The following is a 25,482-nucleotide window of genomic DNA, read 5'->3' as shown; positions in this document are numbered from 1 at the left end:
TATGCCGGGACGGGTGGACCCGGCAGGGGGTCAGGTGGTGCGGAGGGACAGGCGGAAGGTGCGGGCGGAGGGACCGGAGCCGGTGGGCCGGACGGTGAGGCGGGCCGTGGAGGCGTCCCAGGCGGTGCCCCAGGTCGGGAGCGCCACGGGGAACACGACCGAGACGTCGACGTCCCGCCCGCGCAGCTCCGGGAGGTGCAGCACGACGACGTCCGTGCCGCTGCGGCGCCACACCGAGACGAGGTGCTCGTCCTCGGTGCGCAGCGCCAGGGAGACCGCGTCGTCCGTCCAGCCGGGCAGGCCGAGCGGCCAGCGGGGCGAGGAGGAGGCGATCGCGCCGCGGAGCGATTTGGCCGCGGCGACGGCCTCGTGCACCAGCGCGAGCTGCGGGTCGGACATCCGATTGAGGTAGCCCGAGAGGTAGAAGCGGCCGAGGAGGCCCGTGACCAGGCAGAACGCGATCTCCTCGTCGTCCATGTCGGCCTGCGGGTACGCCCAGCTGGCCGCCTGCTCCGGGAGGAGCATCATGGGCGCCGCGGCCGCGATCGGCGGGTAGAGGCGGAAGTCCTGCTGGTCGGAGGTCGACTGCATCTGCAGCCGCGACATCACGGCCCAGTCCTGCCGCATCGCTCCCGAGGAGCAGCTCTCGATCACCAGGGTCGGGTGCCGCTCGAGCAGCGCGTCGAGCCACGCGAGGTAGGCGCGGTTGTGGCCGAGCAGTCCGTCGCCGACGGAGTCGGAGGCCGCGTCGGTGCCGGGGCCCGCGTCGATGTTGTAGTCGAACTTGAAGAACCCGATGCCGAAGTCGGCGACCAGGCGGTCCACCGTCTCGTCGAGGTGGGCGACGGCGGCCGGGTGGCGGAGGTCGAGGTGGAAGCGCTCGTGCTCCTCGATGCGGATGCCGCAGCGCTGCAGGAACGCGTCGTCGGGGAGGCGGTCGGCCATCGGGCTGTCGACGCCGATCACCTCCGGCTCGAGCCACAGGCCCGGGACCAGGCCGTGGCCGTGGATCCGCTCGACGACCTCGCCCAGACCGCCCGGGAAGCGCTTCGCGGACGGCTGCCAGGCGCCGACGCTGCTCCACCAGCCGCCGGGCACGCCGCTCTCGTCGTACCAGCCGGCGTCGATGCAGAAGATCTCGGCTCCCGCGGCGGCCGCGGCGTCGATCAGCGGCAGCAGCTTCTCGGTGGTCGGGTCGCCGTCGAGCGTGTTCATGTAGTCGTTGAAGACGACGGGCAGGGCGGTGTCGTCGGGGTGGGAGCGGCGGGTCGCGCGGCGGTGGTGCGTCAACGCGGTGACCGCGGCGTCGGCGGTGGCTCCGAGCACCACGGTCACCGGGACCGAGGTGAACACGTCCCCCGCTTCGAGGGCGCGGATCCAGCCGTGGTCGAGGTCGGTCGGGCCCGAGAGGGCGAGCGTTCCGCCGTCGATGTCCTCGCCGACCTCCCAGCGCCACGCTCCGTTGTGCTCGATCTGCCAGAGCAGGGCGGCGTCGGGGGCGAGGAGCCCGCCGACCGGGAGGTGCGAGCCGGTGGACCAGCTGCCGGTGGACACCGCGCCGACCGCGCCGCGCGGGTCGTGGCCGGTGATGTCCTCGCGGAGGGTGACGAATCCGGAGTCGCGGACGGGCGCCGTGCGCCAGCGCCCCTCCCCCAGCCAGTCGTTCTCGCCGCGCAGCAGCGACCAGCGGGTGAAGGCGTCCTTGCCGTCCGCGCCCGCCGGGGCGCCGAGGTCGGCGCTCCAGGACGCGACCGAGCGCAGGACCTGGCGCGAGAGCGCTCCGACCGCGACCTCGGAGGTGACGGCCGCGACTCCGACGACCTGGCGCAGGACCGCCCGGGCGACGACGCCGAACGCCGGCGCCTCCGCCTCGATCTCGAGCACGGCGACTCCGTCGACGAGGCTCTCGCGGTGCGACACGTAGCGCATCGCCGCTCCGATGCGGGTGTGGGTGAGACGGGAGCTCGCGGGGTCGTGCCCGGCGGCGGCGGTCGTGATCTCGAAGAACGGAGCGACGTGCGTCGCCTCGAGGCGGACGTCCGCGGTCTCGAGGACGACGAGGGCCAGCGGGGCTCCGGGCGAGCAGTCGAAGGTCAGTCGGAGCCCGTCGCGGGGCCCCCAGGTCAGCTGCTCGGGCACAGGGGCTCCTCGTCGTCGCGGAGTGGGAAGGGCGTGGTCCCGGATTCGGGGCTGGGGAGATACTGATACCGATTTCACGAAAGTGCAAGTCCGAGATGAAAGCGTTATCTGCGACGGCCCTCCCGAGGCCGAGCGAGTCTGGTGGCGATTTCAGAAATGTGTGGAGATCGCCCTCTGATATCGATATCGTGCAGCGACCGACCCCTCTCGAGATCGCCTCGACCGCGATCCCGGATCCCTTCTCAGCGTTGAGGAACCCATGCACACTCCCCACTCCTTCTCGAGGCGGATCACCGCCTCGATCGCCGCCCTCGTCGCACTCCCCGTGCTGGCGACCTCGACACTCGTCGGCGCCGGTCCAGCGTCGGCGGTCGACGCGCCTCCCGCCCCCGCCGTCCTCTACACGTTCGACCAGAACCCCTCGGCGGCCACCATCGCCAACCAGGGCTCCCTCGGCTCCGCCTTCGACGCCCGCGTCCGCAACGCGACGTCGCTGCCCCGCGGAACGGGTCCGGTCGCCGGGTCCGGCGCCTCCGGCCTCTTCCCCGGCGGTGCGCAGGGCTCGTCGACGACCGCCGCGCCGTACCTCGACATCCCCGCGGGACTCTTCGCGGACACGTCGGCGATGACCGTCTCGACGTGGATCAAGTGGGACGGCGCGAACGCCGGCCAGCTCCCGTGGTCGTACATCATCGGCAGCGACGCGCTCCCCCGCGACAACTGGGGGCTCTACCACGTGCCGAACGAGGGCGGGCAGTCGAAGGCCGCGGCCAATACCGGCACCGAGGTCAAGGCGGTGTCCTCCACTCCGCTGCCCACGAACACCTGGGCGCAGATCACCACGGTCGCCACGACCGACTCCGTCTCGTACTACATCAACGGCTCGCTCGTGCGGACGGAGGCGGTCTCGCTCGACTTCGCGAAGCTCGCCTCGCCCTCCAGCACCCGCTCGGGCCTCATCGGCCGCGTGCCGTGGGCGGGGCCGTACGCCGCGTTCTTCGGCGGCCAGTTCGACGACTTCGCGATCTACCGCAGCGCCCTCACGGCCGAGCAGGTCTCGAACGCCTACCTCGAGGACGCCGGCGCGATCGTCTCGGTCGAGCGTCAGAGCTTCACCGCGTCCACGGCCGCGAAGGTCGCTCCGACCCTCCCCGCGACCGTGAACGTCACGCGCGAGGCCGGCCCCGCCACCGCGGCGATCACCTGGGACGCCGTCCCCGCCTCGGCCTACGCCACCGCCGGCGCGACGTTCACCGTGAACGGCACCGTCGCCGGATGGTCGACCCCGTTCACCACGACCGTCACCGTCACGGCCCGGCCGACCGAGCCGATCGCCGTCGACTTCGGTCAGGACACGGGCGAGTTCCGCGGAGGCGCCTCCGGCACCCTCTACGGCCTCGGCGACGAGGGCTCGCCGACCCAGGCGCTCGTCAACGGCGCGGCGATGACCAACGTGTCGCAGAAGCCCCCGTTCGGCACCCAGCACCCGGGCGGCGACGCCTTCACCGTCGAGAAGACCTTCTTCGACAAGTACGGGAAGGACCTCTACCTCTACACGCAGGACTACTACCCCGACTGGCCCTACAACGGCGGGAAGCGCCCCGGCGACGACCGCAGCTACGTCCGCGACGCGAGCGGACGCCTGACCGACGACTTCACTGCGGCGCCCAACGGTGTCTGGGACTACCTCGAGGTGCTCGAGATCGTCGTCGACGAGGTCGCCCGCGAAGCCGAGAACCCCGAGAAGTACGTCTTCATCCCGTTCAACGAGGTCGACCTGCAGTGGCTGAACTCGGACGACCTCTACAACCGCTACATGCACGTCGGCAACCAGCCGAACAGCTTCACCCCCGGTGGGGCGACCGACTGGAAGGCGGCGTGGGACGTCATCACCGCCACCTACGCGAAGCACGGTCTCGCGCGTCCGCAGATCGCGGGCCCCGGAGACGCCGCCTGGCGCGGCGAGGGCAACATCAAGACGTTCCTGACCATGGCCCGCGCGACGAACACGGTGCCGGACATCTACGTCTGGCACGAGCTCCGCGGCTACCAGTGGCTGCCCGACCGCGCGTCCGACTTCCGCCGCTACGCCGCCGAGGTGGGCATCGCCGCCGCCGACATCCCCTCGATCAACATCACCGAGTGGGGCGCCAGCACCGACATGAGCTCGCCCGCCAACCTCCTGCGCTGGTTCGCCGGCTTCGAGGCGGCCAAGATCGACGCCCAGACGGCCTACTGGACCGCCTCCGGCACGCTCTCGGACAACCAGGCGAAGGTCAACGCCGCGAACGGCGGCTGGTGGCTCTTCAAGTGGTACGGCGACCTGACCGGATCGCGCACGGCCGCGGTCACCACGAACCGCGAGAAGGCGATCGCCGCGATCGACCGGGACGCCGACCGCGCCCAGGTGATCGTCGCGGGGATCCCCGACGGCCGTGACGGCGCATTGACGCTGAACGGCCTCGACAGCGCGACGTTCGGCTCCTCCGTGGACGTCGAGGTCCGCGAGGCCGTCGTCAGCGGCACCGACGGCATCGCGGGCACTCCCCGGGTCGTCCTCGCCAATGACGCCGTGTCCGTCGTGAACGGCCGCGTCGAGCTGCGGATCCCCTCCGCGAACTCGTCGAGCGCCTACCAGGTCGTCGTCACTCCCGCCGCGACCCGCGACGTGGAGGCGGCCGCCGCCGCCCAGGGCGAGCGCCACGTGATCGAGGCCGAGGCCACGCGCCTCACCGCCGCGGCCACCCGGACGCCCGACGGCTACCGCGCCTCCGGCGACCGCGACGTCTCCGGCTTCGCCGCCGTGGGCTCGCGCGCCGACTGGACCGTGTCGGTGGCGCAGGCCGGTCTGTACCGCCTGCAGATCCTCGGAGCCACGCCCGGCCGGGCCGCGCAGCACGCGGTCTTCGTCGACGGCGCGTTCTCGACGCTCGCCCAGTACGGAGCGAACGCGATCAAGCCGAGCAACGTCCGCACCGTCGCCCGCGGCAGTGCCGAGGTGTACGTCGCCCTGAGCGCCGGCACCCACACCGTCGGAGTGCGCACCAGCAAGGACGGGACGACCCTCCTGCCCGGCGCCGGTGCCGACGGCGGAGTGACGCTCGACCGCTTCGAGCTCGTCCGGGTCGGCGACACGGTGAACGCCGAGTCCGTCGAGTACCCGGCGACCGGGTTCCGCCTGATCGACGGTGCGGCGCTCTCGGGCGGACGCGTCTCGCTCGAGACCGGCGAGCGCGCCGACCTCTACCCGTCGACGTTCGAGTCCGGCTACTACGACCTCGCCGTGGCGTGGGAGGGTGCCGCCGGCACGACGCTGACGGTCGACGTCAACGGCCGCCGTGCGGCGACCTTCGCGCCGGGCACGACGACGGTCCGCGTCCACCTGCCCGAGGGCATCAGCGAGGTCGAGCTGGCGAGCACCGGCAGCGTCCGCGTCGGATCGGTCACGACCACCCGTGCGGTCGCAGGTGACGCCTCCATCGTCCGCGTCCAGGCCGAGGACCTCGCCACCGTCGACCTCGGCGGCACGGCCGCGGTCGCCGGCTTCGGCGGAGCCCTCACGAACGGATCCGGGACCGGCTACGTGACCGGCCTCGGCATCACCGACGCGGACCCGGCGAACGAGGGCACGCTCACCGTGCCCCGCCTGCCGGGCTTCGATGAGGCCGGCGCCTACGACGCCGTCGTGCACTACTCGAACGACGACATCGAGGGGACGCACGACTACAACCCGCAGGTCGTCGACCTCGGGCTGCAGGCCGAGGAGGCCGGCACCACGGGCCTCGTGGGCCGCACCACCTTCCGCTACACCTACTCCTCGAGCAACTTCTGGGAGGCGGTCCTGCCGCTGGACCTCGCGACCGACTCCGGTCCGGTGACCTTCGGCAACACCCGCTCGACCCTGTTCATCGACGAGGGCCCGACGACGAGCACGAACGACGACCGGGTCCTGCCCGGCTACGCCGTCGCGCCCGACGTCGACTGGATCGACTTCGCTCCGTTCGTCCTGCCGGCGCAGGAGACGAAGCTGAACGTCGCCAGCACGGCCGCCGTGCGCTGCATCGCGGGCAAGGCCGTCGTGACGGTCACCTCGGTCAACCGCGACGCGGTGCCGGTCGACGTGACGATGACGCGGGGGACGACCGTGAAGTCGTTCGCCTCGGTCGTGCCCGGCAAGGCGGCGACCCACGCCTTCAGCACCCGCCTGGCGGTGCTGCCGGCCGGCGAGGTGTCGGTGGCGGTGAGCCGGTCCGGTGGCGGAGCGGGAGCGCACACGCAGACGGTGGCGCACCCCGCGACGACCTGCCGGTGAGGCACGGGCGTGTGAGCGTCGGACCTGGTCCGACGTGAACCGGCCCTGACGACGAGGACCTCCCGGGTCGAGCAGCTGCTCGGCGCGGGAGGTCCTCGTTCGTCGTGGGCGTCGAGGGCGGCGACCCTGCTGGTCGGGGAGCGCCGCAGGCGCGTACCGAGACTTGCCATCGCGAGCAGATCGGCCACCTGACCCGGCCTTCTGACGCTGGTGGATCTCGATACGCCCGCTGCGCGGGCTACTCGATCAGCAAGGGCAGTGCCACACGCGCGACGTGACTTCTCCTCAGAGACCCATCGGCTCCGGACCCGCGGATCTCGACACGCCGCTCTGCGACCACTCGATCAGCAGAGGGGGAGGCGAACGCCGCGAATCGGCTCCTGCGCCCCTGCCGTGCCCCGTCTCGCGACCACTCGCGGCAGCCACGCGCACCGACTCGACCCGAAACGGGGGCTGCACACACGCCGGGGCCCGCCGACCGACCACTCGCCCACCCCCTGCTGGTCGAGTAGCGCCGCAGGCGCGTATCGAGACCCACCCACTCCGGACCCGCGGATCTCGACACGCCGCTCCGCGGCCACTCGATCAGCAGAGGACGGCGAAGCGCCGCGGCGCCGCTCAGCCTTCGTTCTGCAGGCCGGCCGCGCGCGACCGGGTCAGTCGCGGTCGCGGACCCGCTCGCCGCGCTCGCTCCGGCGCTTCGTCGCCAGGTGCAGCAGCGCGCCGATGCCCAGCAGGGCGGCGCCGTAGGCCCAGACGATCGGGGCCTGCTGCGTCAGCAGGAGGACGCAGGACGCGACTCCGAGGACCGGGATCGCCGTCCAGACGCGGAAGTGGTCGTGCTCGACGCGGTCGCGGCGCAGCACCAGCACGGCGACGTTCGTGCTGATGAAGACGAGCAGGAGGAGCAGCACGACGGTCTCGGCCAGCGTCGCCAGGTCGCCGACGAGCGTCAGGAGGCACGCCGCCACGGTGGTGACGACGATCGCGACCCACGGCGTGCGGCGCTTCGGCAGGACCTTGCTCAGCACGGCGGGCAGCAGGCGCTCCTCGGCCATGCCGTAGGTGACGCGGCTGGCCATGATCATGGTCAGCAGGGCGCCGTTGGCGACCGCGATCAGCGCGATGAGGCTGAAGAGCCAGGCCGGGACGCCGACTCCGGAGGCGGTGACGACGTCGAGCAGCAGAGCGGAGGACTCGCCCAACTCGTCGGCGGGCAGCGCGATCGAGCTGGCGAGGCCGACGAGGACGTAGACGGCGCCGGCGGCGAGCAGCGATCCGAAGAGGGCGCGCGGGTATACGCGGCTGGGGTCGCGGACCTCCTCGGCGACGTTGGCCGAGGTCTCGAAGCCGACGAAGGAGTAGTAGGCGATGATCGCGCCGCCGAGCACCGCGAGGGCCGGCCCCTGCTCGCCGCCGATCTCGACCGTGCGCGAGAGGCCGCCGCCGCCGCCGGCCACGAGCAGCGCGACGCAGGCGATCACGATGAGCAGGCCGCTGACCTCGATCACGGTCATCACCGTGTTGCTGAGGAGCGACTCCGCCACGCCCCGCGCGTTGAGGCACGCGACCAGGATCAGGAACACGATCGCGGCGGGCACCGCGGGCACATCGAGGAAGGTGCCGAGGTAGTCGCCGGCGAACGCGAGCGACAGACCGGCCGCGCTCGTCACTCCGGCCGCGAGCATCGCGAACCCGACGAGGAACGAGACGATCGGACGGCGGAACGCGCGCTGGGCGAAGACCGCGGCACCGCCCGCCTTCGGGTACTTGGTGACGAGCTCGGCGTAGGAGCCGGCCGTCAGGAGCGAGAGGCCGAGGGCGAGCAGCAGCGGCATCCAGACGGCGCCGCCGACCTCGTTCGCGAGGGTGCCCATGAGGGCGTAGATGCCGGCGCCGAGCACGTCGCCGAGGATGAAGAAGAAGAAGAGGAGAGGGCCGGTGATGCGGCGCTTCAGCTTCTGCCCGTCGGTGGTCGTCGCGGTGGGCTCACTCGTGGTCGCCATGTCGTCCTCCCGTCAGGTGCGCTCCGGGATCGGGGCGGCACGACGGGCCTGGCTAGGCCGGGCACGTCGGGGCCGGACAGAGACTTGACCGGGCCGGACGCGGCACGATAAGGGACGGATGTCGGGTTCGACGTTCGCCTCAGTCGTGGACGATGTGACCGCCACCGCGCTGGCGGGCCATGGCGGCGCCCTCGCGCTCGGCCTCGTCGCGGTCGGAGTGGTGGGTCAGCGGGACGCGGGCGTCGGCGATGCGGTTGTGCCAGCCGTCGTCGTCGGCGTAGGTCTCGATAGGGGCGATGCGGGTGGTGCTGGACTGCACGGGGCTCCTGTCGTGTCGGGTCCTCCAGACAACCGCGCGGGGGCGGAGGGGCGGGAGGGGCTTGACCGGCGGGGCGGGTGGGGCGACGCTGGCGCCCGCGACTCCGCGGAAGTCGTCGTACTCAGCGCTCGAGTACGACGACTTCTGGAGAGTCGAGCGCGACGGACGCGGGGCTCGGCTCGCAGGAACGCGTTCGGCTCGCAGGATCCGGGGAGTCCTGCGAGCCGAACGCGCTGTGACGAGCCGGAGGTGCGGTAGCCGACCCCCGACCCGGCTAGGAGATCTTCGCGCGGAGCGCCGCGGCGGCCTCGCCGACGTCCGGAGCACCGTAGATGGCGCCGCCCGCGACGGCGACCACGGCGCCCGCGGACTGCACCGACTCGATCGTGGCGGTGCTCACTCCGCCCGCCACCGAGAACGGCACGCCCGAGGACTCTCCGTCGCGCAGCAGCGTGTCGAAGGTGAAGCCGTCCTCGGCCTGCTCGTCCAGGCCCGCGTGCATCTCGACGAACTCGGCGCCGAGCGCGACGACCTCGCGGGCGCGGGCGGCCTTGTCCGGCACGCCGATGAGGTCGACGACCACGCCCTTGCCGTGCTTCTTGCCGGCGGCGATCGCCCCCGCGATCGTGCTGTCGCCGGCGACTCCGAGCACCGTCACGAGGTCGGCTCCGGCCGTGAACGCCATGTCGGCCTCGAGCTCGCCGGCATCCATGGTCTTGAGATCGGCGAAGACGATCTTGTCGGGGTGGGCGTCCTTGATCGCGGTGATGGCCGAGAGGCCCGCGCTCTTGATGAGCGGGGTGCCGAGCTCGAGGATGTCGACGTGCGGAGCCGCGGCGGCGGCGAGCTCGAGGGCGGCCTCGGTGCTGAGGGTGTCCATGGCGAACTGGAGCTTCATGAGGTTCTGCTTCCTGTAGAGAGTGCGGGGAGTGCGGGGGTCATTCGAGGTTCGCGTGGCGCGGCCAGAGCTCGTCGGCGCTCTCGCCGCGGCGCTTCCAGAGCGCGTGGAACAGGGCGTCGCCGGCGAGCACGACCACCTGCTCGAAGAGCCCGCCCGAGTACTGCGCGGAGGCGGTTCCGGAGCGATCGAGCTTCTCGGCCGCCGGCACGATCACGACCGCGGAGGCGAGCCCGGCCAGCGGCGATCCCGCGGCCGTCGTGATCGCGGCCACGCGCGCGCCCGCATCGACGGCCGACTGCGCCGCGCGCACGATGCCGCCCGTGGTGCCGGAGCCGCTCGCCGTGAGCAGCAGGTCGCCCTCGCGGATCGCGGGCGTGGTGACGTCGCCGACCACGTGCACGACGAGACCGAGGTGCATGAGGCGCATGGCGGTCATCCGCAGGGCGAGGCCGGAGCGGCCGGCGCCGTGCACGAAGACGCGATCGGCGTCGGCGAGCAGCGCGGCGACGGGCTCGAGCCGGTCGTCCTCGGTGAGGGACGTGGCCGCCGCGGTCACTTCGGCCACGATCACGGCCAGCGCCTTCGCGGGGTCTGCGGTGGGGTCCTCGGTGTCGGGCATGACTCCAGCCTGCGCGCGCCCGCCGCAGGAGTCCGCCCCCTGATGGAGCAGGCCTGCCTACCCGTTCGGGTAGGCGGGCTCCGCAGGAGGTAGGACGGGTAGGTTCGACGGATGGACTCCTCCCCCGCCTCCCGCGCGCTGCTGCTCGAGCACGCCCGCACCGTCGCCGAGCAGGCCGACCGGCACGCGGTCGCGCTGGAGTCGGTGCTCGCCGCCCTGCGCGCCGAGCGCCTGGACGATCGTGCGGCCCGCGCCGTCGCGATCGACATCGCCGCGAACGCCCTGGTCGAGCTGCGCACCGCGACGGACGAGCAGCGCAGCGCGATGCTCGAGCCCGTCGTGGGCGCCTTCGCGCGCCTCCGGAGCGACCTGCGCCCGCTCGTGCGCTTCGGCGACCTGGACGTGCAGTTCGTCGAGCCGCCGACCACCGGCCGCGCCCTCCCCGGCGAGGTCGCCCACGCGGCCCGCGCCATCGTCCGGAGCGCCGTGCTGGCCTTCGTGGAGTCGGAGCAGACGCGGCGCGTGCGGATCCAGTGGGACTGCGACGGGCTGAATCTCCTGATCGAGATCCGCGACGACGGCCGCGGCGAGCTGACCGCCCGCGACGAGGCCCTGCGCCCGATCGCCGAGCGCGTCCGCGGCCTCGACGGCGACCTCGCGATCACCTCGACCGCCGGCTGGGGCTCGACCCTGTCGATCCGCCTGCCCCTGGACCCGCCCGCTCAGCCCGACGGCCTCGACCTCGCCGAGCTGAGCGCCCGCGAGCGCGAGGTGCTGCACCTGATCACCCTGGGCGCCTCGAACCAGCGCATCGCCGACGACCTCGGCATCAGCGGCAACACGGCGAAGTTCCACGTCTCGAACCTGCTGCGGAAGGCCGGGGCGCGGAACCGCGCGGAGCTGGCGGCGCTGGCGCGGTGACCGCGGCGCGGAGGGACTCCCCCGCGCCGGGCCCGCTGTCAGCAGGTGCTGCGGTACTCGCTGATCAGCGTGGAGACCGCCGGCGGCGGGCAGAGGAACTGCTCGTAGCGGACGTCGTCGTCGATGTAGCGCTTCAGCCAGGCGATGCTGTACTTCGCGATCGTGGTGTTCGACGTGTTCGGAGCGAAGTGGCTCGCGCCGCGGAGCTCGAGGTAGGCCTTCTCGCTCGCCGAGGTCAGCGAGTCGTAGAACGGCTCGGAGTGCTGCGCGACCGGAGCCGTCCGGTCGACCTCGGCGCCGATCAGGAGGGTCGGCGTCACCACCTCGGGCCACGTCTTGTCGAGGTTGTAGGCCGTGAGCGGGATCGCCGCCTGCAGGGCGGTGTTCTCGGCCGCCGCCTCGAGCGCTCCGCCGCCGCCCATCGAGTGCCCCATCACGCCGAGGCGGTTCGGGTCGATGCGGTCGCGGACCTGGCTGGTCGTGGTGAGGTACCGCAGGGCGGCGAGCAGCTGATCGCCGCGCTGACTCGGCTGGTCGTAGGTCGTGTTCGTGTCGATGGTGAAGACGACGAAGCCCTGGGAGGCGAGGCGCGGGCCGAGCCACGCGATGCTCGACTGGCGGGCGGTGTAGCCGGGCGCGATCGCGACGGCGCCGAACGTGCCGGAGGCCGTGCTCGTCGGGTAGTAGATCGTGCCGCCGCCGAAACCGGAGACGAGGTACCGCGAGACGCTGGTCTGCGAGACGGCGAACGATCCGCGGGAGGCCTCGATGCTCGAGACCGAGGGAGCCGGGCCCCGCTCGAACGGGTTGTCGGCGGCCTGAGCCGGCGAGGCGACCAGTCCGGTCGCGAGGAGGGCGACCAGCGCCGCGGCGCCGAGTCTCGTGCGGAGGCCGGCGGTGAGTGTCGACATCGGAGAGGTGTCCTTTCGTCCCGGGGCTCGACCGGTCTCTCGCGACGACCGCGTCGGACGGGGAGTCCCGTCACGAGAAGGCTAGGGAAAGCCCTACCAGTCGGTCAATCAAAGTCCGCGTGACCGCGGAGTTAGGATCCGATCCGTGGAAGAACGAGTGGACGGCCGATCGCTCCGCTACGCCCACCGCCGCGAGGAGCTGCTGGCGGCCGCGACGGAGCACGTCCTCGAGCACGGTCTCACCGGCCTGTCGCTGCGCCGCATCGCGGTGAGCGCGGGAGTGAGTCACGCGACGCTCGAGCACCACTTCGCGAGCCGCGACCGGTTGATCGCCGAGATCGTCGACCGGGTCCTCGCGGTGATGTTCGCGGATCCGGAGGTGAGCCACGGAGGCAGTGATCCGCTGCGGGCGATCTGGGCCAGCGCCACCAGCGAGCACGGGCGACGGCACGTGCGCCTGTTCCTCGCCATCACCGGCCAGAGCATGCATGAGGAGCCGGTCTTCGCGTCGGCGGTCGCGCGCTCGGTCCGCACCCGGGTCGAGCTCCTCGCCGCCGCGCTCGAGCAGGACGGCCGCTCCCGATCCGAGGCTCTCGCGGTCGCGACGCTGATCCTCGGCGTGATGCGGGGCCTTCTGGCGGACCTCCTGCTCACCGGCGACGAGGAGCGCGTGGATGCGGCGTTCGACGTCTTCGCGACGGGAGTGACGGGGCGGGACGGCGGCGCGTGACGGCGTCGGCGGATCACGTGAGCCTCGGACTCCGCGACTCCGCGCGACTCCGCTCTTCCGCCGGTGGCAGCGTGAACATAGGCTGAGCACCGGTCCTCGTGCGACCTCGCTCCGACGAAGCTGTCGGGCACAGGCGGATCACAGGAACGACCCAGGGCCCTCATCGACTCCGACCGTAGTCTCGCCCGCACGACGCCTTCGAACCCGGAGTGCGACGGACACCACGACGCCAAGGACGACGCCGATGAACCGCACGAAGATGATCACCGCCCTCGCGGCCGGACTCCTGCTCACAACGGGAGTGGCCGCTCAGCCCGCCGCCGCGTCGGAGTCGTCGAACACCTCCGAAGACCGCGGCGTCGACAACCCCGACACCCTGCTCATCAACGGGCGGGCGTACACGCTCGACTGAACCCGCGGTCGGCTGCACGACGTCAGCTGAGCGAGGGGCGTATCGCCTATCAGGCGCTTGACCCCCTCGGCGACTGAGGTTGCGTCGGCGTATCCGGCGTCGGACCGCTTCACCCCTCCGGCACCGCCCTCCGCAGGCTGCTCGATCAGCGAGCAGGCCCGTCAGCCCACCCGGCGCCCGTCGACCAACCGCACGACCGCACTCCCCACTCCGAGATCCGACGCGTCGTGCGTCGCCTCCACCACCGTCGCCCCGCGCGCCAGCTCGAGCGACACCGCCCGGCGGATGAGCCGCTGCGCCCCCTCGTCCACCCCCGACGTCGGCTCGTCGAGCAGCAGCAGACCCGCGCGTCGCGCGAGCCCCTGGGCGACGAGCGCGCGCTGGCGCTGACCGCCCGAGAGGCGTGACAGCGGCCTCCGCGCGAGGTCGGCGATGTCGAGCGCCTCGAGGCACTCGTCCACGATCGCGCGGTCGGCGCGCCTCAGCGGCAGGCCGAGGGGCCGGCCCGCCCAGCGCCCCATCGACACCACGTCGCGCACCGTCACGGGCAGTCGGTCCGGCACGGCACTCCGCTGCACGACGACGCCGATCGACACTCCGGGCGCCCGGTCGACAGTGCCCGCGACGAGCGGATGCACGCCCGCGAGCACCGAGAGCAGCGTCGACTTCCCCGATCCGTTCGGCCCGACCAGCAGGGTGTGCGAGCCCCGGTCGAGCGTCACGTCGACGCCCCGCAGCGCGGGGACTCCGTCGTGCGCGGCGTCGATCGAGCGCAGGCGGACGACGGGGGCGAGGAGCGCGGCGGAGGAGGTCACGGCTTGATCATAACGATAATCGTTTTCATGTAGGGTCGTGCCCCGTGCCCTTCCTCCTCGATCCGTTCGCCTCCGGCTTCCTGCTGCGCGCCCTACTGGGCGGCGTGCTCGTCGCCGTGCTGTGCGGCGTCGTCGGGACCTGGGTCGTGCTGCGCGGCATGGCGTTCCTCGGCGAGGCGATGGCGCACGGACTGCTCCCCGGGGTCGCCATCGCGGCCCTCCTCGGCCTGCCGCCGGTGCTCGGCGCGGCCGTCAGCGCCGGCGTGATGACCGCGGGAGTGGGCCTGGTCGCCCGCCGCCCCCGCTCCTCCCCCGACGTCACGATCGGCCTGTTCTACGTCGGGATGCTCGCGCTGGGCGTGATCATCGTGTCGCGCTCGCGCTCCTTCGCCACCGACCTCACCGCGATCCTGTTCGGCGACGTCCTCGCGATCGGCGAGGGGGACCTGGTGCTGCTGGCGATCGCGCTGGCCGTCGTCCTGGCGCTCGTCGTCGTGTTCCACCGCCCGTTCGTGGCCCTCGCGTTCGACGAGCGCGTCGCCGCGACGCTGGGCCTGCGCCCCCGACTGGCGCACGTCGTGCTGGTCGGGCTGGTCACCCTCGTGGTCGTCGCGTCGTACCAGGCCGTGGGGAGCCTCCTCGTGGTCGGGCTGCTGCTCGCGCCCGCCGCGGCCGCCGGGCACTGGACCCGCGGGATCTCCGCGACCATGGCGCTGGCGGCCGTCCTCGGCGCGGTCGCCGTCGTGATCGGGCTGCTCGTGTCCTGGTACGCCGCGACGGCGGCCGGCGCGAGCATCGCCGCGGCGTCGGTCGGGCTCGTCGTGGTCTCGGCGGCACTGCGCGCCGGAGTCGGCAGCCTGGCCGCGCGATCGGGAGCGGCGCTTCATGCGGTCCCGGCCGCCGCGTCCGACTCCACCGCCTCCTCCCCCTCGGTTCCGCTCCCCACCGCTGCCGTCTGCGATTCCGACACCGCCTCCGCCGCCTCCTCCTCCGCCGCCGCCGACACGAAAGAGCCGTCCCACCCGTGACTCCCCGATCCACTCCGCTGCTCCTGACCGCCTCGGGCGCACTGCTCGCCCTGGCCGCCTGCTCGAGCGCTCCCGCCTCGTCTGACGCCGACGCCTCCGACGGCCACGGCTACATCCAGGGCGCGTCCGAGATGCAGGAGCCGCAGCTGCGCCTGGTCACCCTGTCCGGCGCCGTGCTCAGCGCCTTCGACCCCGCCACGGAGGAGTCGGTCGAGCTCGCCGAGTTCGACGGCGATGTCACCCGGCTCGAGACCGACGGCCGCTACGCCTTCGCCTCCTCGGCCGACGGCGTGCTCCGCATCGTCGACGGCGGGGCGTGGACGGTGCCGCACGGCGACCACTCCCACTACTACCTCGCCGAGCCGCGCCTCGTGGGCGAGATCGACGGCGGCGCCGGAGAGGCGCGCGTCGCCTCCTCCGCCACCCTGACCGCGGCCTGGTTCGGCGACTCCGGAACGGGCGTCGTGCTCGACGCCGACGCGCTCGCCTCGGGCGGAGTCGAGGAGCGCGGGCGGATCGAGGGCGTGCCGCACGACGGCGCGCTGCTCCCGCTGGGCGACGTGCTCGTGGGCTCCGTCGCGAAGGAGGGCGACGAGCGCGCCTCCTCCGTCGCGGTCTTCTCGGCCGACGGCGAGGCGACCGGTGACAGCGCCGCGTGCCTCGGGCTGCGCGGCTCCGCGATCACCCGGGTCGGCGCGGTCTTCGGCTGCGCCGACGGCGCGGTGCTGGCCGTGGCGGGCGACGACGGAGTCGCGTTCGAGCGCATCCCGTACCCGGAGGGGACCGCCGCGGCCGACGTCGCCGGCGCGTTCTCGTCGCGCCCGGGCCGCCCCTCCGTGGCCGCCGTGGCCGGCGAGCGCGGAGCGTGGCTGCTCGACACCCGCGCCCGCACCTGGACCCTGATCCCCGCCGCCGAGCCGCTGCTCGCGGCGAGCGCCGTCTCGGACACCGACGACACCGTGGTCGGCCTCGACCGCAGCGGCCGCGTCGTCGCCCTGACCCCGGAGGGGGACGTCGCCGCCACGGACCCGCTGCTCGCCGCCGACCTGGTCGACGGACGCCTGCCCGCGGGAGTCGCCGTCGAGGTGGACGTGTCGCGCGCCTACGTGAACTCGCCCGCGACCGGGCTCGTGCACGAGATCGACTACGACGACTCCGCCCGCCTCGCCCGCAGCTTCGCCCTCGACGCCCGCCTGCTCGTGGAGACCGGACGATGAAGCGCCTCACGCGCGCGCTCGCCGCCTCCGTCGCCCTCTCGCTCGGCGCTCTGACCGCCGGCTGCTCGGGCCCCGCCTCCGCCGACGGACCCCTCGTGGTCGTCACCACGAACATCCTCGGCGACGTCGTCGAGCGCCTCGTCGGCGACCAGGCCGAAGTCATGACGCTCATGGTGCCCGACGCCGACCCGCACTCGTTCGAGATCTCGGCGCAGGAGGCCGCGCGGATGCTCGACGCCGACCTCATCGTGTCGAACGGGCTGGGCCTGGAGGAGGGACTGCAGCAGCACGTCGACGCGGCCGCCGTCGAGGGGGTCGAGGTGGTCGCCGCGGGCGACCTGATCGAGACGCTCGCGTACACCGAGGGCGACGCGGAGGGCGAGGTCGACCCGCACTTCTGGACCGACCCCCGGCGGATGATCGACGTCGTCGACGGCCTCGAGCCGCGCCTCGCGATCGACGGAGTGGATCCCTCCGCCCTCGCCACGAGCGTCGCTGCGTACCGGGGCGAGCTCGAGGCGCTGGACGCCGAGATGACGGCGTCGTTCGCCGCGATCCCGGAGGAGCGCCGCGCGCTCGTCACGAACCACCACGTCTTCGGCTACCTCGCCGACCGCTTCGGCTTCCGCGTGATCGGCGCCGTGCTGCCGAGCGGGACGACGCTCGCAGCGCCCAGCGCCTCGGACCTGGAGGAGCTGACTTCGGCGATCGAGGAGGCCGGCGTGCCGACGATCTTCGCCGACTCGTCGCAGCCCGACCGCCTCGTGCAGGTGCTCGCCGACGAGGCCGACCTCGACGTCGACGTCGTCGCGCTCTTCACCGAATCGCTGACCGCCCCCGACGGCGGCGCTCCCACCTACCTCGAGATGATGCGCAGCAACGAGCGCCTCCTCTCCACCGGACTGTCTCCCTGACACTCCGTCCCCGCGCCGGCGACGGCTCGACCACGAAGGAACCCATGAACACCCCTCACCGCCGCGCGCTCGCCGCCGCCGCCCTCGTCGCCACCGCGGCTCTCGCCCTGACCGCCTGCTCGGGGAGCGGCACCGCCGCGGCTCCCGCTCCCTCCGGCCCGCGCGTCGCCCTCACCTACGACGGCGGACTGCTCGTGCTCGACGGCACGACGCTCGACCTCGAGTCCGACATCGAGCTCGCGGGCTTCACCCGGGTCAACTCCGCGGGCGACGGGCGCACCGTGCTCGTGTCGACGGAGGAGGGCTTCCGGGTCCTCGACACGGGCGCCGGAGCGGGCGAGCCCGAGCTGACCGACCTCGTCTTCGACGCGCCGACCCCCGGCCACGTGGTCCGCCACGGCGGCAGGACCATCCTGTTCGCCGACGGCACCGGAGCGACCACCGTCTTCGACACCGCCGACCTCGCCCCGGCCGTGGCCGACGGCGAGCTGCCCGAGTCCGAGACGATCGAGTCCCCCGCCGCGCACCACGGCGTCTCGATCGAACTCGAGGACGGCACCCTGCTGACCACGATCGGCGACAGCGAGTCGCGCACCGGAGTCCGCGCGCTCGACTCCTCCCGCGAGGAGACCGGCCGCAGCGAGGACTGCCCGTCGGTGCACGGCGAGGGCGCGGCCGCCGACGAGATCGCGGTCTTCGGCTGCAGCAACGGCGTGCTCGTCTACGACGACGGCGAGTTCACCAAGATCAGCGCTCCGGACGCGTACGGCCGCACCGGCAACCAGTACGTGAGCGAGACCTCGGCGATCACGATCGGCGACTACAACAGCGACCCGGACGCGGAGGGCGTCGAGCTCTCCTCCGTGGTGCTGACCGACACCGTCGCCACGACCTCCACCGTGCTCGACCTGCCCGAGGGCGTCGGCTACACCTGGCGCGGCATCGCCCGCACGAGCGACGACAACGGCCTGATCCTGGGCACCGACGGCGCGCTGCACGCCCTCGACGTGACCACCGGAGAGATCACCGCGTCGTACCCGGTCGTCGCCCCGTGGTCCGGCCCGATCGAGTGGCAGGACGCGCACCCCGCGCTGGTCGTGCTCGGCGACGTCGCGTACGTGACCGAGCCCGCCACCTCCGAGATCCACGCGGTCGACACCGCGACGGGCGAGATCCTCGAAACGGCGTCCCTCCCTGGCGCCCCGATCGAGATCGCGGCCGTCGAGGGCTGACCGCCCTGGCTCGCCGCCTGGATCGGCTCGGACACGGCGGTGAAGACCATCGACGACATCGCGACGCTCGACCGATCGTGGCGGGCGCGGGCGCGCGGTACCAGGAGCTGCGATCCCACCCGGCCCCGAGCCACCGAGCCCGGTTCGCCGCCGCTGGCGGCCGAGGCCGTCCTTCGAGGGCACGGCACCGCGTCTCGGCGCTCAGACCCCTGATCGGATCCGCACGACTGACCGCAGGAGCAGGAAGGCGAGCCCGTAGGAGACGACCACAGCCGCTCCGTCTCCTCCCGACGCGCGGCAGTCGGTCCCCACCAGAAGGTCGACCACCAGCACGACCGCGAACAGCACGGCTCCAGCCGTCGCGATGACGACCTCTACCGAGATCGCCGCAGAGACGAGCACGACCGCGACCCCGATGACGGCGGTGACGACGCCCGGGACACCCAGCGACGTCGCCGCCAGGCCGAAGGGGAGCGTGAAGAAGAGCAGCAGCTCGACCACTCCGTACGCCGCCAATGCGGTGTCGAACACCTCGAACGGCCGACGGGGCAGAGCGAGCACTGCGCGCACGACGAGCAGCACGGAGACGACCGTCGCGAGGACGAGTGCTGCCACGGGCACCCAGGCAGGCGTCGAAGCGGCCGAGCACGCGGCACTCGTCGCGAGGAAGCTCGTCAAACCCACAGCTGCCGCAGGGATGCCGACGACGGCCTGGAGAACGGGGCGCACGACGCGGTCGACGACCGAGAACGACGGCGCGAGCACCGCTAAGCAGCCGTACACACCCCCGACCGCCCCTCCGATCGCCACGACGCCCTGGGCTCCTTGGGAGGAGCCCGGAAGGAGCTGCCGCGCGACGTCCAGACTCGCGACCGAGACGGTCACGCCCGCGAGGAGCATCAGCGTCCCGGATCCACGGGCCTGCGCGATCCTGGCCCGGGGCCGGCGCCGTCCGCCTCCGAGAACGAGCGCGAGGATCAGAACGAGGACGACCAGGACCAGGACCGGGCCCGCGAAGGCGGAGAACAGTTCCACGTCGTCCTCCTGGACTGTCGACTCGGGCAGGGCGCCCACTTCTCAGCCGATCCCCGTCGTGTCGGGGATCGGCTCTTCTGCACGCGCGGTCCGCATGGGAACGCACCGTCGAAGGGTGTACTGATGACCCGGAACTCCGCCTCCTCCCGCCCGCAGCGCTTCGCGATGTACATCTGCAGGGGCTGCGGAGGTGAGATCGCCTACCCGCAGCGCTTCCGCACCTGCCCCATGTGCGGCATCCGGCTGAATTGATGGGAGCGTGGTGTGTCCGCGGCGCAGTGACGCCGTAATCAGGACTTAACATCTCCAACTCTTCCTTCTGGCGTGTTTTCTTCGTATGTTGGCGCCACTCGATAGAGACAGTACGTCTCTATCGCCGGGAGGAGCCGCTGTGGAGAACGTCACTGCCGAGTCGAGGGTGTCCGTCCGCGAGCCCTCCACCTGGTCGTCCGGTCGAGGCCGCCCCGTCGGAACCTCCGCGCTCGCGACTCGCACCGAGGTCATCGAGCACGTGCTGGCCCGGGCGCCCCTCGTGCGGGCGGCGGCGTTCCGAGAGCGGCGGTCCCTGCTCACGAAGCACGTCGGAGCCGCGGTCGGAGCAGCTGTCGCGCCCGGACCGGACGTCGCAGCCTTCCGCGGCGCGGTCCTGGGGACGACCGACCCGGCGCTCGCGGCCCGCCTGGCGAGCGCCGGTCGACACGGGCAGCTGTCGCCCGAGGACGTCGCAGCACTCCTTCCGATCACCGAGGCGGCGCTCAGTGTCATCGCCGCGGTCCTCCTCACCGTCGACGGAGCCGTCCTCTCGGAGGTCGCGGCCGCCGTTCGAGAGTCCGCCGAGCGAATCGACCGCGCTACTCTGCGCGGGCGTCTCTTGACACGCAGCCGCGATGCCGCATTCGGCCTGATCGGCGACCGGCCCCCACTCCTCGACGACGCCGATGGGCTCGCCGACGCACTGCTCCTCTCCCTCCGCACCGAGTGGATCGAGACCGGTACCGTACCGACAGCGCGTGAGCGTCCGGACTGCCGCCCGCTCGACTGGGCGACCTTCGCGGCGATCGACGGAGAGATCGCCGATCCGGCCTTCTTCGACGTGCTGGTCCGGCGGATCGGCTCCTCCGAGCGCGTCGGCGCCGCCTACGACAAGCTGCGGGACGACCTCCTGGCGCAACCGTCCGAGAGACGTCCCTGGGTCGCTCTCGAGGACGCCCTCTCGGAGGCACCGGGCTCAGCCGCCTGGACGATCGAGCTGCGTCGCGAAGTGCGACGTCGACGGGGTCTGCTCCTGCGCGTCCTCCGTCAGGCGGCGAGCGATCTCACGTCCCCGTCCGGGGCGATGCTCACCCTCGATGACGAACCGTTCACGACCGACCACGCGGCGCGCCTGAGGTACGGCTCGGCTCCGGAGCGGGACGCCGTCGCGCTGGCAGCACGATGCCTCGCGGAGGTGGCGGACCGCGCGGCCAGGAGCGGAGAGGACCGTGCAGTCGTCCGGACCCTCGCCTCGCTCGGCACGGACGACCGCACCACAGGGGGGCTGAGCACGATCCTCGGAGTGCGCTCTCGGAAGGGGATGCTCGCGGCGCTGCACGCGGCTCTCGCCGGCGAGGCGCACCGTGCCGGCAACGGAGTCGAGGCCGCCCACCGGGTGGCGACGGCCGCGCTCGAGCTCTTCGCCCAGAGCCGACGCGACTCCTGAAGCGGGACCGCGCGCGCTGGAGCGGGTCAGGCCGGCGGCTCCAGCAGGTCGCCGAGCTGCTCCTGGTGCACAGCGCCCCAGCTCGAGAGCCGTGCCACGAGGCTCTCGGAGTGGACGGCCACGACGTCGAGCGCGGCGGACCGGTGTTCGGCTACGAGCTGCTCGGCGGCGGCGGCACCCGCGTACTCCGTCGGCGTTGCGCCTCCGAATGCAGCGAGGAGCGCGTCACCCAGCCCCTGCTCGAACTCCGGCCAGGCCGCGGAGAGCATCGCCTCCATCGTCTGCTCGTCGAGTTCGACGTCCATGCTGCGCAGCCGGGCCCGCAGCAGTCCGCGGATCTTCGCGTAGTGCCCGTCCGCGGAGGCGCCCGCATCCTCCGACGGGAGCGCGGCGCCGTCGGTCATGCGCAGGCATCGACGTCGAGGCCGCGGGAGACGACGACGACGCGGTTCGCTGCGGCCTCCGCCTGCAGGAGCACTCCTGCGTCGTCCCGGTCGGGCACTCGGCAGGGCCACGTCCCGCCGAACCCCTTCACCTCGATCGTGCCGATGTCCACGCCCAGCTGAGCGGCCAGCGGAACGGCGACGGCGAGCACCCGCGCCTCGGACAGCGGGACGTTGACCTCCTCGCCGCGCGCCGAACTCGTCGAGCCCACCACCGTCCACCTCCCCTCGCACGCGGCGAGGCCGGCCGCCGCGGCCGCGATCGTCGCCTCCGCGGCCGCCTTCTCGAGGAACTCCGGCTCGTCCTGCACGAATCCGATTGTCCCGTCGCCCAGCGTCCACCGGCATCCCGCCGCGACCGGCGCGGGCCGCTCGATCGGAACGGGAGTGACGACGGGCAGGTCGGTCCGCGACTGAGGCGACGCGACGGCGCTGCCGCCACCGGAGGAGAACTCGCCCCCGGCCCGCTCGACGAAGGTCTGCCACTGGCCGGTCAGCGCGCCGCGGGCCTCCTCCGTCACCGGGTCCTGCGGCTCCGACGTCAGGCCGAGCATCGGGAACGACACCGAGGTCCCTGCCAGATCGGGCAGAGCTCCCGACTCCTCGAGCGTCGTGACCCGGTCCCCCGCATCGCCGAACAGGCCGCCGCCCTGCATCGAGAACGGTCCGGTCGTCTGAAGGCCCGAATCCAGGAGCACGATGGTGCCTCCGGGCGTCTCGAAGGTCGACGCCGCCAGTGAGATCGACTCGGCCTGGTCCACCTCCGCCGCCTGGGCTTGCGCAAGGCCCACCGCACGACCGACGTCGTCGGCCACCCACCCGAGCTCCTCCTCGCGATCGTCCGAGTTGGTCGAGATCTCGGGGAGAGTGAGGTCGAAGACGACGCGCGGCTCGCCGTCGGCGGCGATCACGGCCACGCTGTCACCCTCCGCATCGATGCTTGCGAGGAGGGCCGGGATCTCGTCGATGAGCGGAACAGCGGAGCCGGTGCGGACGCCGACGACGAGGGCGAGCTGGTCGCTCTGCTCACAGCAGGGCGACGGCTCGCAGCCGGTGAGGCTCGCGGTGAGTAGCGCGACGAGGGAAAGGAGCGCGAGAGGCCTGGTGCTTCTGCGGAATGGGGTTCTCATAGTGGTCGGATCCTCTCGGGGATCAATCGGTGGCGTCGCGAGAGCGAAGGGGAGGGGGAGATCAATTCCAGAACCGCTCGTGGCGGGGGCAGATCCGGCCGATTCCGCAGGAGCAGTCGCGCACGGCTGTCCACTCCCCCGCGCACCGCGGGCACCGGAGCAATCTGTTCCCGCACGCTCCGCACAGTCCGAGTTCGGCGGGTCGGGCGGATCTGCGAACGACCATCCGCCAGAACCAGTTCACGAGCGGACGCCGTCCTCGCGGACGTGAGCCGACGCGGTGGTGCGCAGGGGCGCGGAGCCGTCCGTGCCGTCCTCCGTGCCGTGCCCGCTCAGGATGGCCGTGGCATCGGACGCCGACGTCCGCGGCGACCGGAGGTGGGACTCCTGCATCCAGGACGGCCACGGACGCTCGGAGGTCGACTGCGTGAAGCCTCGCCATCGCACGGGCACCGGCTCCTTCCGAGCAGCACGGTCGCGCTCCTCGAGCACGACCCAGAGCTCGGGGTCCTCGCTCGCCCGCACCAGCGCTGCACGGTAGACCTGCTTGCGCTGCTCGCCGAGATGGACGATCTCGTCGGCGCGATCGGAGAACTCCGCGCGTTCGATGATCGCGGCGTCCATCTGCGCGCGGGTCTCGCGGTCGATGACCGCGGTGTACTCGAGCGCATCGGCCGCCTCCTGCTCGAGATCGGCGACGACGCCGCGCGCGAGCACCTCCTCGCGCCGCACCGGATTGTGAGCCGCGAACTCGAGGAAGAACATCAGCAGGCCGAGCCCGAGGAGCGCGACGACGAAGAGCACCAGGAACTCGCCGCCGCCGCCGGTGTCGACCGCGGCTGCCGTCGTCGGGGCGGGAGTCGGCACTGCGGCTCCGAAGCCCGATCCCTGCTGGAAGCGTGCCGCCCTGTCGGCGGCCTTCTCGGCTTCGGCGCTCGCGCGCAGGACGGCCAGGCAGATCGCGGCGGCGAGCCAGAAGGACCCCGCGAGGCTGATGATCGCAATGCTCCACGGCCTGCTCCCGTGGCCGGCGCGCAGCTCCGCCGCCGCCCGACCCGCTGCGAACGGCCCACCGGTGAGCGTCGCGACGAAGACGAGAGCGAACGCGAACGCCGTCAGATAGTTGCTCTCGCGCAGGCCGACGTACAGCGTCGCGGTCGACACGGTGACCTCGACCGCCGCGACTCCGACGCCGATCGCGGCGAGACCGAGAGTCCTGCGCTTCAGCGCACGCCGATGCACGTCACCCGCACGCCGCGGGTTCCGGCTCCGACGGGCGGGTCTGTCCACCCATCGACCGGGGATCGCGATCGGCTCGCCGAGCCACGAAGCACCGTCCGGCGTCTTCGTCCGCCCCTCGAGGACGGAGGCAAGCTCCCCCTGGCGCGCTCGGGCGCCAGGAAGACCGGACTCGGAGGTCCGACGGAGGTGCTCGGCGCGCTCGCGGGAGCCGTTCGCCGTTCCGATCGCCGCGGACAGCTCGCCGTTGACGGCGCGGATCACGGTGCGCTCGACCAGCTTGTCCGCCTCGGCCGCGAGGACTCCGACCGCTGCGAGCTGCGCGACGACCTCGGCGTCCACCTCCTTGTCGAACGGTAGAGGCCCGTCGCCCGCCGCGATGTCGAGGGCGGTCACTCCAGAGGCGGCGTCGGCCGTCCCGCGCTGCTGCGCGAGGAGCAGCGCGAGGTGCGCATCGGGGTCCGACTCGGTCCGCGGTGGGGCCGGGTAGTGGGCGTCCTGGAGCAGGACGGGCGAGTCGAGGTCTCCGGACTCGTCGCGGGAACGGAGCCGGGCACGGAGGCGGGTCATGAGGGACATGGGGTCCTTTCAGGGGGCGGGGGCCGAGAAGGGGGTCGCGGATGACGAGTGGGGCGGGGCGGGGCACCTGTGACGACGGGGACCGGCCGCGGCCGGAGACGGCCGTCGCCGAGGGCGGCGCGCCGGGTTCGGGTCAGCCGACGGAGGACGGCTGCAGCAGGTCGTCGTCCTCGGCCGGTCGAGGTCCCTGCGTCGGCCGATACTGGACGACGGTGGGAGTGCTCGTCACCTGGCGCCCCCAGACTCCGTGGCGGGCGCGCTCGTACAGAGCCGCCCGGGTCTCGAACGACTCGCGCCACTCGCTGCGGATAGCCAGCGCCTCGGCCCGGATGCCGCGCTCCTCCTCCCGGAGGGTGACCACGGCGACGCGCGCTGCGGCGGCGGAGGCCGCGGCGGCCCGCGCCGCCTCCGCCGCCTCCCGCGCCGCCCTCACCTCGCGCACCCACTGGACGCGGTCCGCACCCTCACGTTCCTCGAGGTCGTGCGCGGTCGGCTCGTCGACGGTGGGGGGGATCGCCTGGTCGGCCTCGAAGATCGCCCTCTGCACCATCACCCGCAGGCGCGAGATCGCGTTCTCCTCCACACGGACGACGTCGGCCTCCCTCCTGCGGATGGCGTGCTCGAGCCGGTGGAGGTAGTGAGTCCGCTCCGAATCCGGCACGATGCGCAGCCGGAAACGGTCGACGAAACCCGACCAGCGGAGCCCGCAGCGCTCGATCAGGCCCGGAGCGACCCGGGGGACAGGGACCGATGCGGGAACGGTGCCCGTGCCGAGCTGCACGTTCTCGATCCTGGGACGACGAGCCATGATGCCTCCTTCTCGCCTCCGTTCGGCGGCGACACGAGGAAGCCGATCCCCGCACAGACCGTGGAGCCTCGGC

Annotated in this window: 22 protein-coding genes; 10 read left to right on the top strand and 12 right to left on the bottom strand. The window is 72.7% G+C overall.

From position 1 onward, the window contains the following. Positions 1 to 30: 30 nt before the first annotated feature. Positions 31 to 2,139: a glycoside hydrolase family 36 protein gene (locus ASF46_RS01305; RefSeq protein WP_056866102.1), complete on the bottom strand. Its 2,109-nt coding sequence runs from the start codon at positions 2,137 to 2,139 to the stop codon at positions 31 to 33. 259 nt (positions 2,140 to 2,398) lie between these two features. Here ASF46_RS01305 and ASF46_RS01300 point away from each other — a divergent pair, with 259 nt between their 5' ends. Next, on the top strand, positions 2,399 to 6,451 hold the full coding sequence (locus ASF46_RS01300; protein ID WP_056866101.1) for a LamG-like jellyroll fold domain-containing protein: 4,053 nt from the start codon (positions 2,399 to 2,401) through the stop codon (positions 6,449 to 6,451). 656 nt (positions 6,452 to 7,107) lie between these two features. Here the strand turns inward: ASF46_RS01300 and ASF46_RS01295 are convergent. The 4 genes from ASF46_RS01295 to hxlB all read right to left on the bottom strand — a co-directional run bounded on the left by ASF46_RS01295 (position 7,108) and on the right by hxlB (position 10,296). Beyond that, a complete protein-coding gene (locus tag ASF46_RS01295) occupies positions 7,108 to 8,457 on the bottom strand; it encodes an APC family permease (protein WP_056866100.1) in 1,350 nt (449 codons plus the stop codon). Between the two features lie 139 nt (positions 8,458 to 8,596). Further along, positions 8,597 to 8,776 (bottom strand): DUF2188 domain-containing protein, encoded by a 180-nt coding sequence (locus ASF46_RS01290; RefSeq protein ID WP_056866099.1) that lies wholly within the window; start codon positions 8,774 to 8,776, stop codon positions 8,597 to 8,599. A gap of 274 nt (positions 8,777 to 9,050) precedes the next feature. Continuing rightward, positions 9,051 to 9,674, bottom strand: coding sequence for a 3-hexulose-6-phosphate synthase (gene hxlA / locus ASF46_RS01285; protein ID WP_056866098.1), 624 nt, complete (start codon positions 9,672 to 9,674; stop codon positions 9,051 to 9,053). 40 nt (positions 9,675 to 9,714) lie between these two features. After that, positions 9,715 to 10,296, bottom strand: coding sequence for a 6-phospho-3-hexuloisomerase (gene hxlB / locus ASF46_RS01280; protein WP_056866097.1), 582 nt, complete (start codon positions 10,294 to 10,296; stop codon positions 9,715 to 9,717). A 111-nt stretch (positions 10,297 to 10,407) separates the two neighbouring features. On the opposite strand from hxlB, the gene ASF46_RS01275 reads away from it, so the two are divergent. Next, positions 10,408 to 11,217 carry a LuxR C-terminal-related transcriptional regulator gene (locus ASF46_RS01275; protein WP_056866096.1) on the top strand — a complete coding sequence of 270 codons (810 nt, stop codon included), beginning with the start codon at positions 10,408 to 10,410 and terminating at the stop codon, positions 11,215 to 11,217. Positions 11,218 to 11,255: 38 nt separating this feature from the next. Here ASF46_RS01275 and ASF46_RS01270 read toward each other — a convergent pair whose 3' ends face one another. Beyond that, complete coding sequence (locus ASF46_RS01270; RefSeq protein WP_056866095.1) at positions 11,256 to 12,128, bottom strand: dienelactone hydrolase family protein; 873 nt, start codon at positions 12,126 to 12,128, stop codon at positions 11,256 to 11,258. Between the two features lie 145 nt (positions 12,129 to 12,273). Here ASF46_RS01270 and ASF46_RS01265 point away from each other — a divergent pair, with 145 nt between their 5' ends. After that, positions 12,274 to 12,858 carry a TetR/AcrR family transcriptional regulator gene (locus ASF46_RS01265; protein ID WP_157602136.1) on the top strand — a complete coding sequence of 195 codons (585 nt, stop codon included), beginning with the start codon at positions 12,274 to 12,276 and terminating at the stop codon, positions 12,856 to 12,858. A 244-nt stretch (positions 12,859 to 13,102) separates the two neighbouring features. Further along, positions 13,103 to 13,270: a hypothetical protein gene (locus tag ASF46_RS19015; protein WP_157602134.1), complete on the top strand. Its 168-nt coding sequence runs from the start codon at positions 13,103 to 13,105 to the stop codon at positions 13,268 to 13,270. Between the two features lie 161 nt (positions 13,271 to 13,431). On the opposite strand, the gene aztA is transcribed toward ASF46_RS19015, so the two are convergent. Next, positions 13,432 to 14,085 carry a zinc ABC transporter ATP-binding protein AztA gene (gene aztA / locus ASF46_RS01260; protein ID WP_056866093.1) on the bottom strand — a complete coding sequence of 218 codons (654 nt, stop codon included), beginning with the start codon at positions 14,083 to 14,085 and terminating at the stop codon, positions 13,432 to 13,434. A gap of 44 nt (positions 14,086 to 14,129) precedes the next feature. Between aztA and aztB the strand changes: the two genes are divergently transcribed. Genes aztB through aztD form a run of 4 tightly spaced genes read left to right on the top strand, consistent with a single transcriptional unit; the run spans position 14,130 to position 18,476 of the window. Beyond that, the gene (gene aztB / locus ASF46_RS01255; protein ID WP_082485116.1) at positions 14,130 to 15,113 is read left to right on the top strand and encodes a zinc ABC transporter permease AztB; all 984 of its coding nucleotides are present in this window, start codon (positions 14,130 to 14,132) and stop codon (positions 15,111 to 15,113) included. Then, on the top strand, positions 15,110 to 16,330 hold the full coding sequence (locus ASF46_RS01250) for a hypothetical protein (RefSeq protein WP_056866092.1): 1,221 nt from the start codon (positions 15,110 to 15,112) through the stop codon (positions 16,328 to 16,330). Before aztB ends, ASF46_RS01250 begins: the two co-directional genes overlap by 4 nt. Next, the gene (aztC, locus tag ASF46_RS01245; RefSeq protein WP_056866091.1) at positions 16,327 to 17,244 is read left to right on the top strand and encodes a zinc ABC transporter substrate-binding protein AztC; all 918 of its coding nucleotides are present in this window, start codon (positions 16,327 to 16,329) and stop codon (positions 17,242 to 17,244) included. Before ASF46_RS01250 ends, aztC begins: the two co-directional genes overlap by 4 nt. Before the next feature lie 44 nt (positions 17,245 to 17,288). Then, entirely contained in the window at positions 17,289 to 18,476 is a 1,188-nt protein-coding gene (aztD, locus tag ASF46_RS01240; RefSeq protein WP_056866090.1) for a zinc metallochaperone AztD, read from the top strand. 201 nt (positions 18,477 to 18,677) lie between these two features. On the opposite strand, the gene ASF46_RS01235 is transcribed toward aztD, so the two are convergent. Continuing rightward, on the bottom strand, positions 18,678 to 19,511 hold the full coding sequence (locus ASF46_RS01235) for a hypothetical protein (RefSeq protein WP_157602132.1): 834 nt from the start codon (positions 19,509 to 19,511) through the stop codon (positions 18,678 to 18,680). Between the two features lie 123 nt (positions 19,512 to 19,634). Between ASF46_RS01235 and ASF46_RS19840 the strand changes: the two genes are divergently transcribed. Together ASF46_RS19840 and ASF46_RS01230 are read left to right on the top strand one after the other, a co-directional pair. Continuing rightward, positions 19,635 to 19,763, top strand: a complete 129-nt coding sequence (locus ASF46_RS19840; RefSeq protein ID WP_268788635.1) for a hypothetical protein — start codon at positions 19,635 to 19,637, stop codon at positions 19,761 to 19,763. Positions 19,764 to 19,902: 139 nt separating this feature from the next. Next, positions 19,903 to 21,210, top strand: a complete 1,308-nt coding sequence (locus ASF46_RS01230) for a hypothetical protein (RefSeq protein WP_056866088.1) — start codon at positions 19,903 to 19,905, stop codon at positions 21,208 to 21,210. A 26-nt stretch (positions 21,211 to 21,236) separates the two neighbouring features. Here the strand turns inward: ASF46_RS01230 and ASF46_RS01225 are convergent, their stop codons facing one another. From ASF46_RS01225 to ASF46_RS01210, 4 genes are all read right to left on the bottom strand, one after another. Beyond that, positions 21,237 to 21,614, bottom strand: coding sequence for a hypothetical protein (locus ASF46_RS01225; protein WP_056866087.1), 378 nt, complete (start codon positions 21,612 to 21,614; stop codon positions 21,237 to 21,239). Beyond that, positions 21,611 to 22,783 (bottom strand): hypothetical protein, encoded by a 1,173-nt coding sequence (locus ASF46_RS01220; protein ID WP_056866086.1) that lies wholly within the window; start codon positions 22,781 to 22,783, stop codon positions 21,611 to 21,613. Before ASF46_RS01220 ends, ASF46_RS01225 begins: the two co-directional genes overlap by 4 nt. A gap of 240 nt (positions 22,784 to 23,023) precedes the next feature. Then, positions 23,024 to 24,601, bottom strand: coding sequence for a hypothetical protein (locus ASF46_RS01215; RefSeq protein ID WP_157602130.1), 1,578 nt, complete (start codon positions 24,599 to 24,601; stop codon positions 23,024 to 23,026). 133 nt (positions 24,602 to 24,734) lie between these two features. Then, positions 24,735 to 25,409: a hypothetical protein gene (locus ASF46_RS01210; protein ID WP_056866084.1), complete on the bottom strand. Its 675-nt coding sequence runs from the start codon at positions 25,407 to 25,409 to the stop codon at positions 24,735 to 24,737. Between the last annotated feature and the right edge of the window lie 73 nt (positions 25,410 to 25,482).

Source organism: Rathayibacter sp. Leaf296 (assembly GCF_001423045.1).
Lineage (GTDB): Bacteria > Actinomycetota > Actinomycetes > Actinomycetales > Microbacteriaceae > Rathayibacter > Rathayibacter caricis.
This window is presented reverse-complemented; position numbering and strand designations above follow the sequence as displayed.

Bases quoted from the DNA above. Each gene is read 5' to 3' on its own strand.
- ASF46_RS01225 (WP_056866087.1), bottom strand. From the start codon at position 21,614: ATGACCGACGGCGCCGCGCTCCCGTCGGAGGATGCGGGCGCCTCCGCG.
- ASF46_RS01220 (WP_056866086.1), bottom strand. From the start codon at position 22,783: ATGAGAACCCCATTCCGCAGAAGCACCAGGCCTCTCGCGCTCCTTTCC.
- ASF46_RS01210 (WP_056866084.1), bottom strand. From the start codon at position 25,409: ATGGCTCGTCGTCCCAGGATCGAGAACGTGCAGCTCGGCACGGGCACC.
- aztC (WP_056866091.1), top strand. From the start codon at position 16,327: ATGAAGCGCCTCACGCGCGCGCTCGCCGCCTCCGTCGCCCTCTCGCTC.
- hxlB (WP_056866097.1), bottom strand. From the start codon at position 10,296: ATGCCCGACACCGAGGACCCCACCGCAGACCCCGCGAAGGCGCTGGCC.
- ASF46_RS01295 (WP_056866100.1), bottom strand. From the start codon at position 8,457: ATGGCGACCACGAGTGAGCCCACCGCGACGACCACCGACGGGCAGAAG.
- ASF46_RS01275 (WP_056866096.1), top strand. From the start codon at position 10,408: ATGGACTCCTCCCCCGCCTCCCGCGCGCTGCTGCTCGAGCACGCCCGC.
- aztD (WP_056866090.1), top strand. From the start codon at position 17,289: ATGAACACCCCTCACCGCCGCGCGCTCGCCGCCGCCGCCCTCGTCGCC.
- ASF46_RS01215 (WP_157602130.1), bottom strand. From the start codon at position 24,601: ATGTCCCTCATGACCCGCCTCCGTGCCCGGCTCCGTTCCCGCGACGAG.
- hxlA (WP_056866098.1), bottom strand. From the start codon at position 9,674: ATGAAGCTCCAGTTCGCCATGGACACCCTCAGCACCGAGGCCGCCCTC.
- ASF46_RS01300 (WP_056866101.1), top strand. From the start codon at position 2,399: ATGCACACTCCCCACTCCTTCTCGAGGCGGATCACCGCCTCGATCGCC.
- ASF46_RS01270 (WP_056866095.1), bottom strand. From the start codon at position 12,128: ATGTCGACACTCACCGCCGGCCTCCGCACGAGACTCGGCGCCGCGGCG.
- ASF46_RS19015 (WP_157602134.1), top strand. From the start codon at position 13,103: ATGAACCGCACGAAGATGATCACCGCCCTCGCGGCCGGACTCCTGCTC.
- ASF46_RS19840 (WP_268788635.1), top strand. From the start codon at position 19,635: ATGACCCGGAACTCCGCCTCCTCCCGCCCGCAGCGCTTCGCGATGTAC.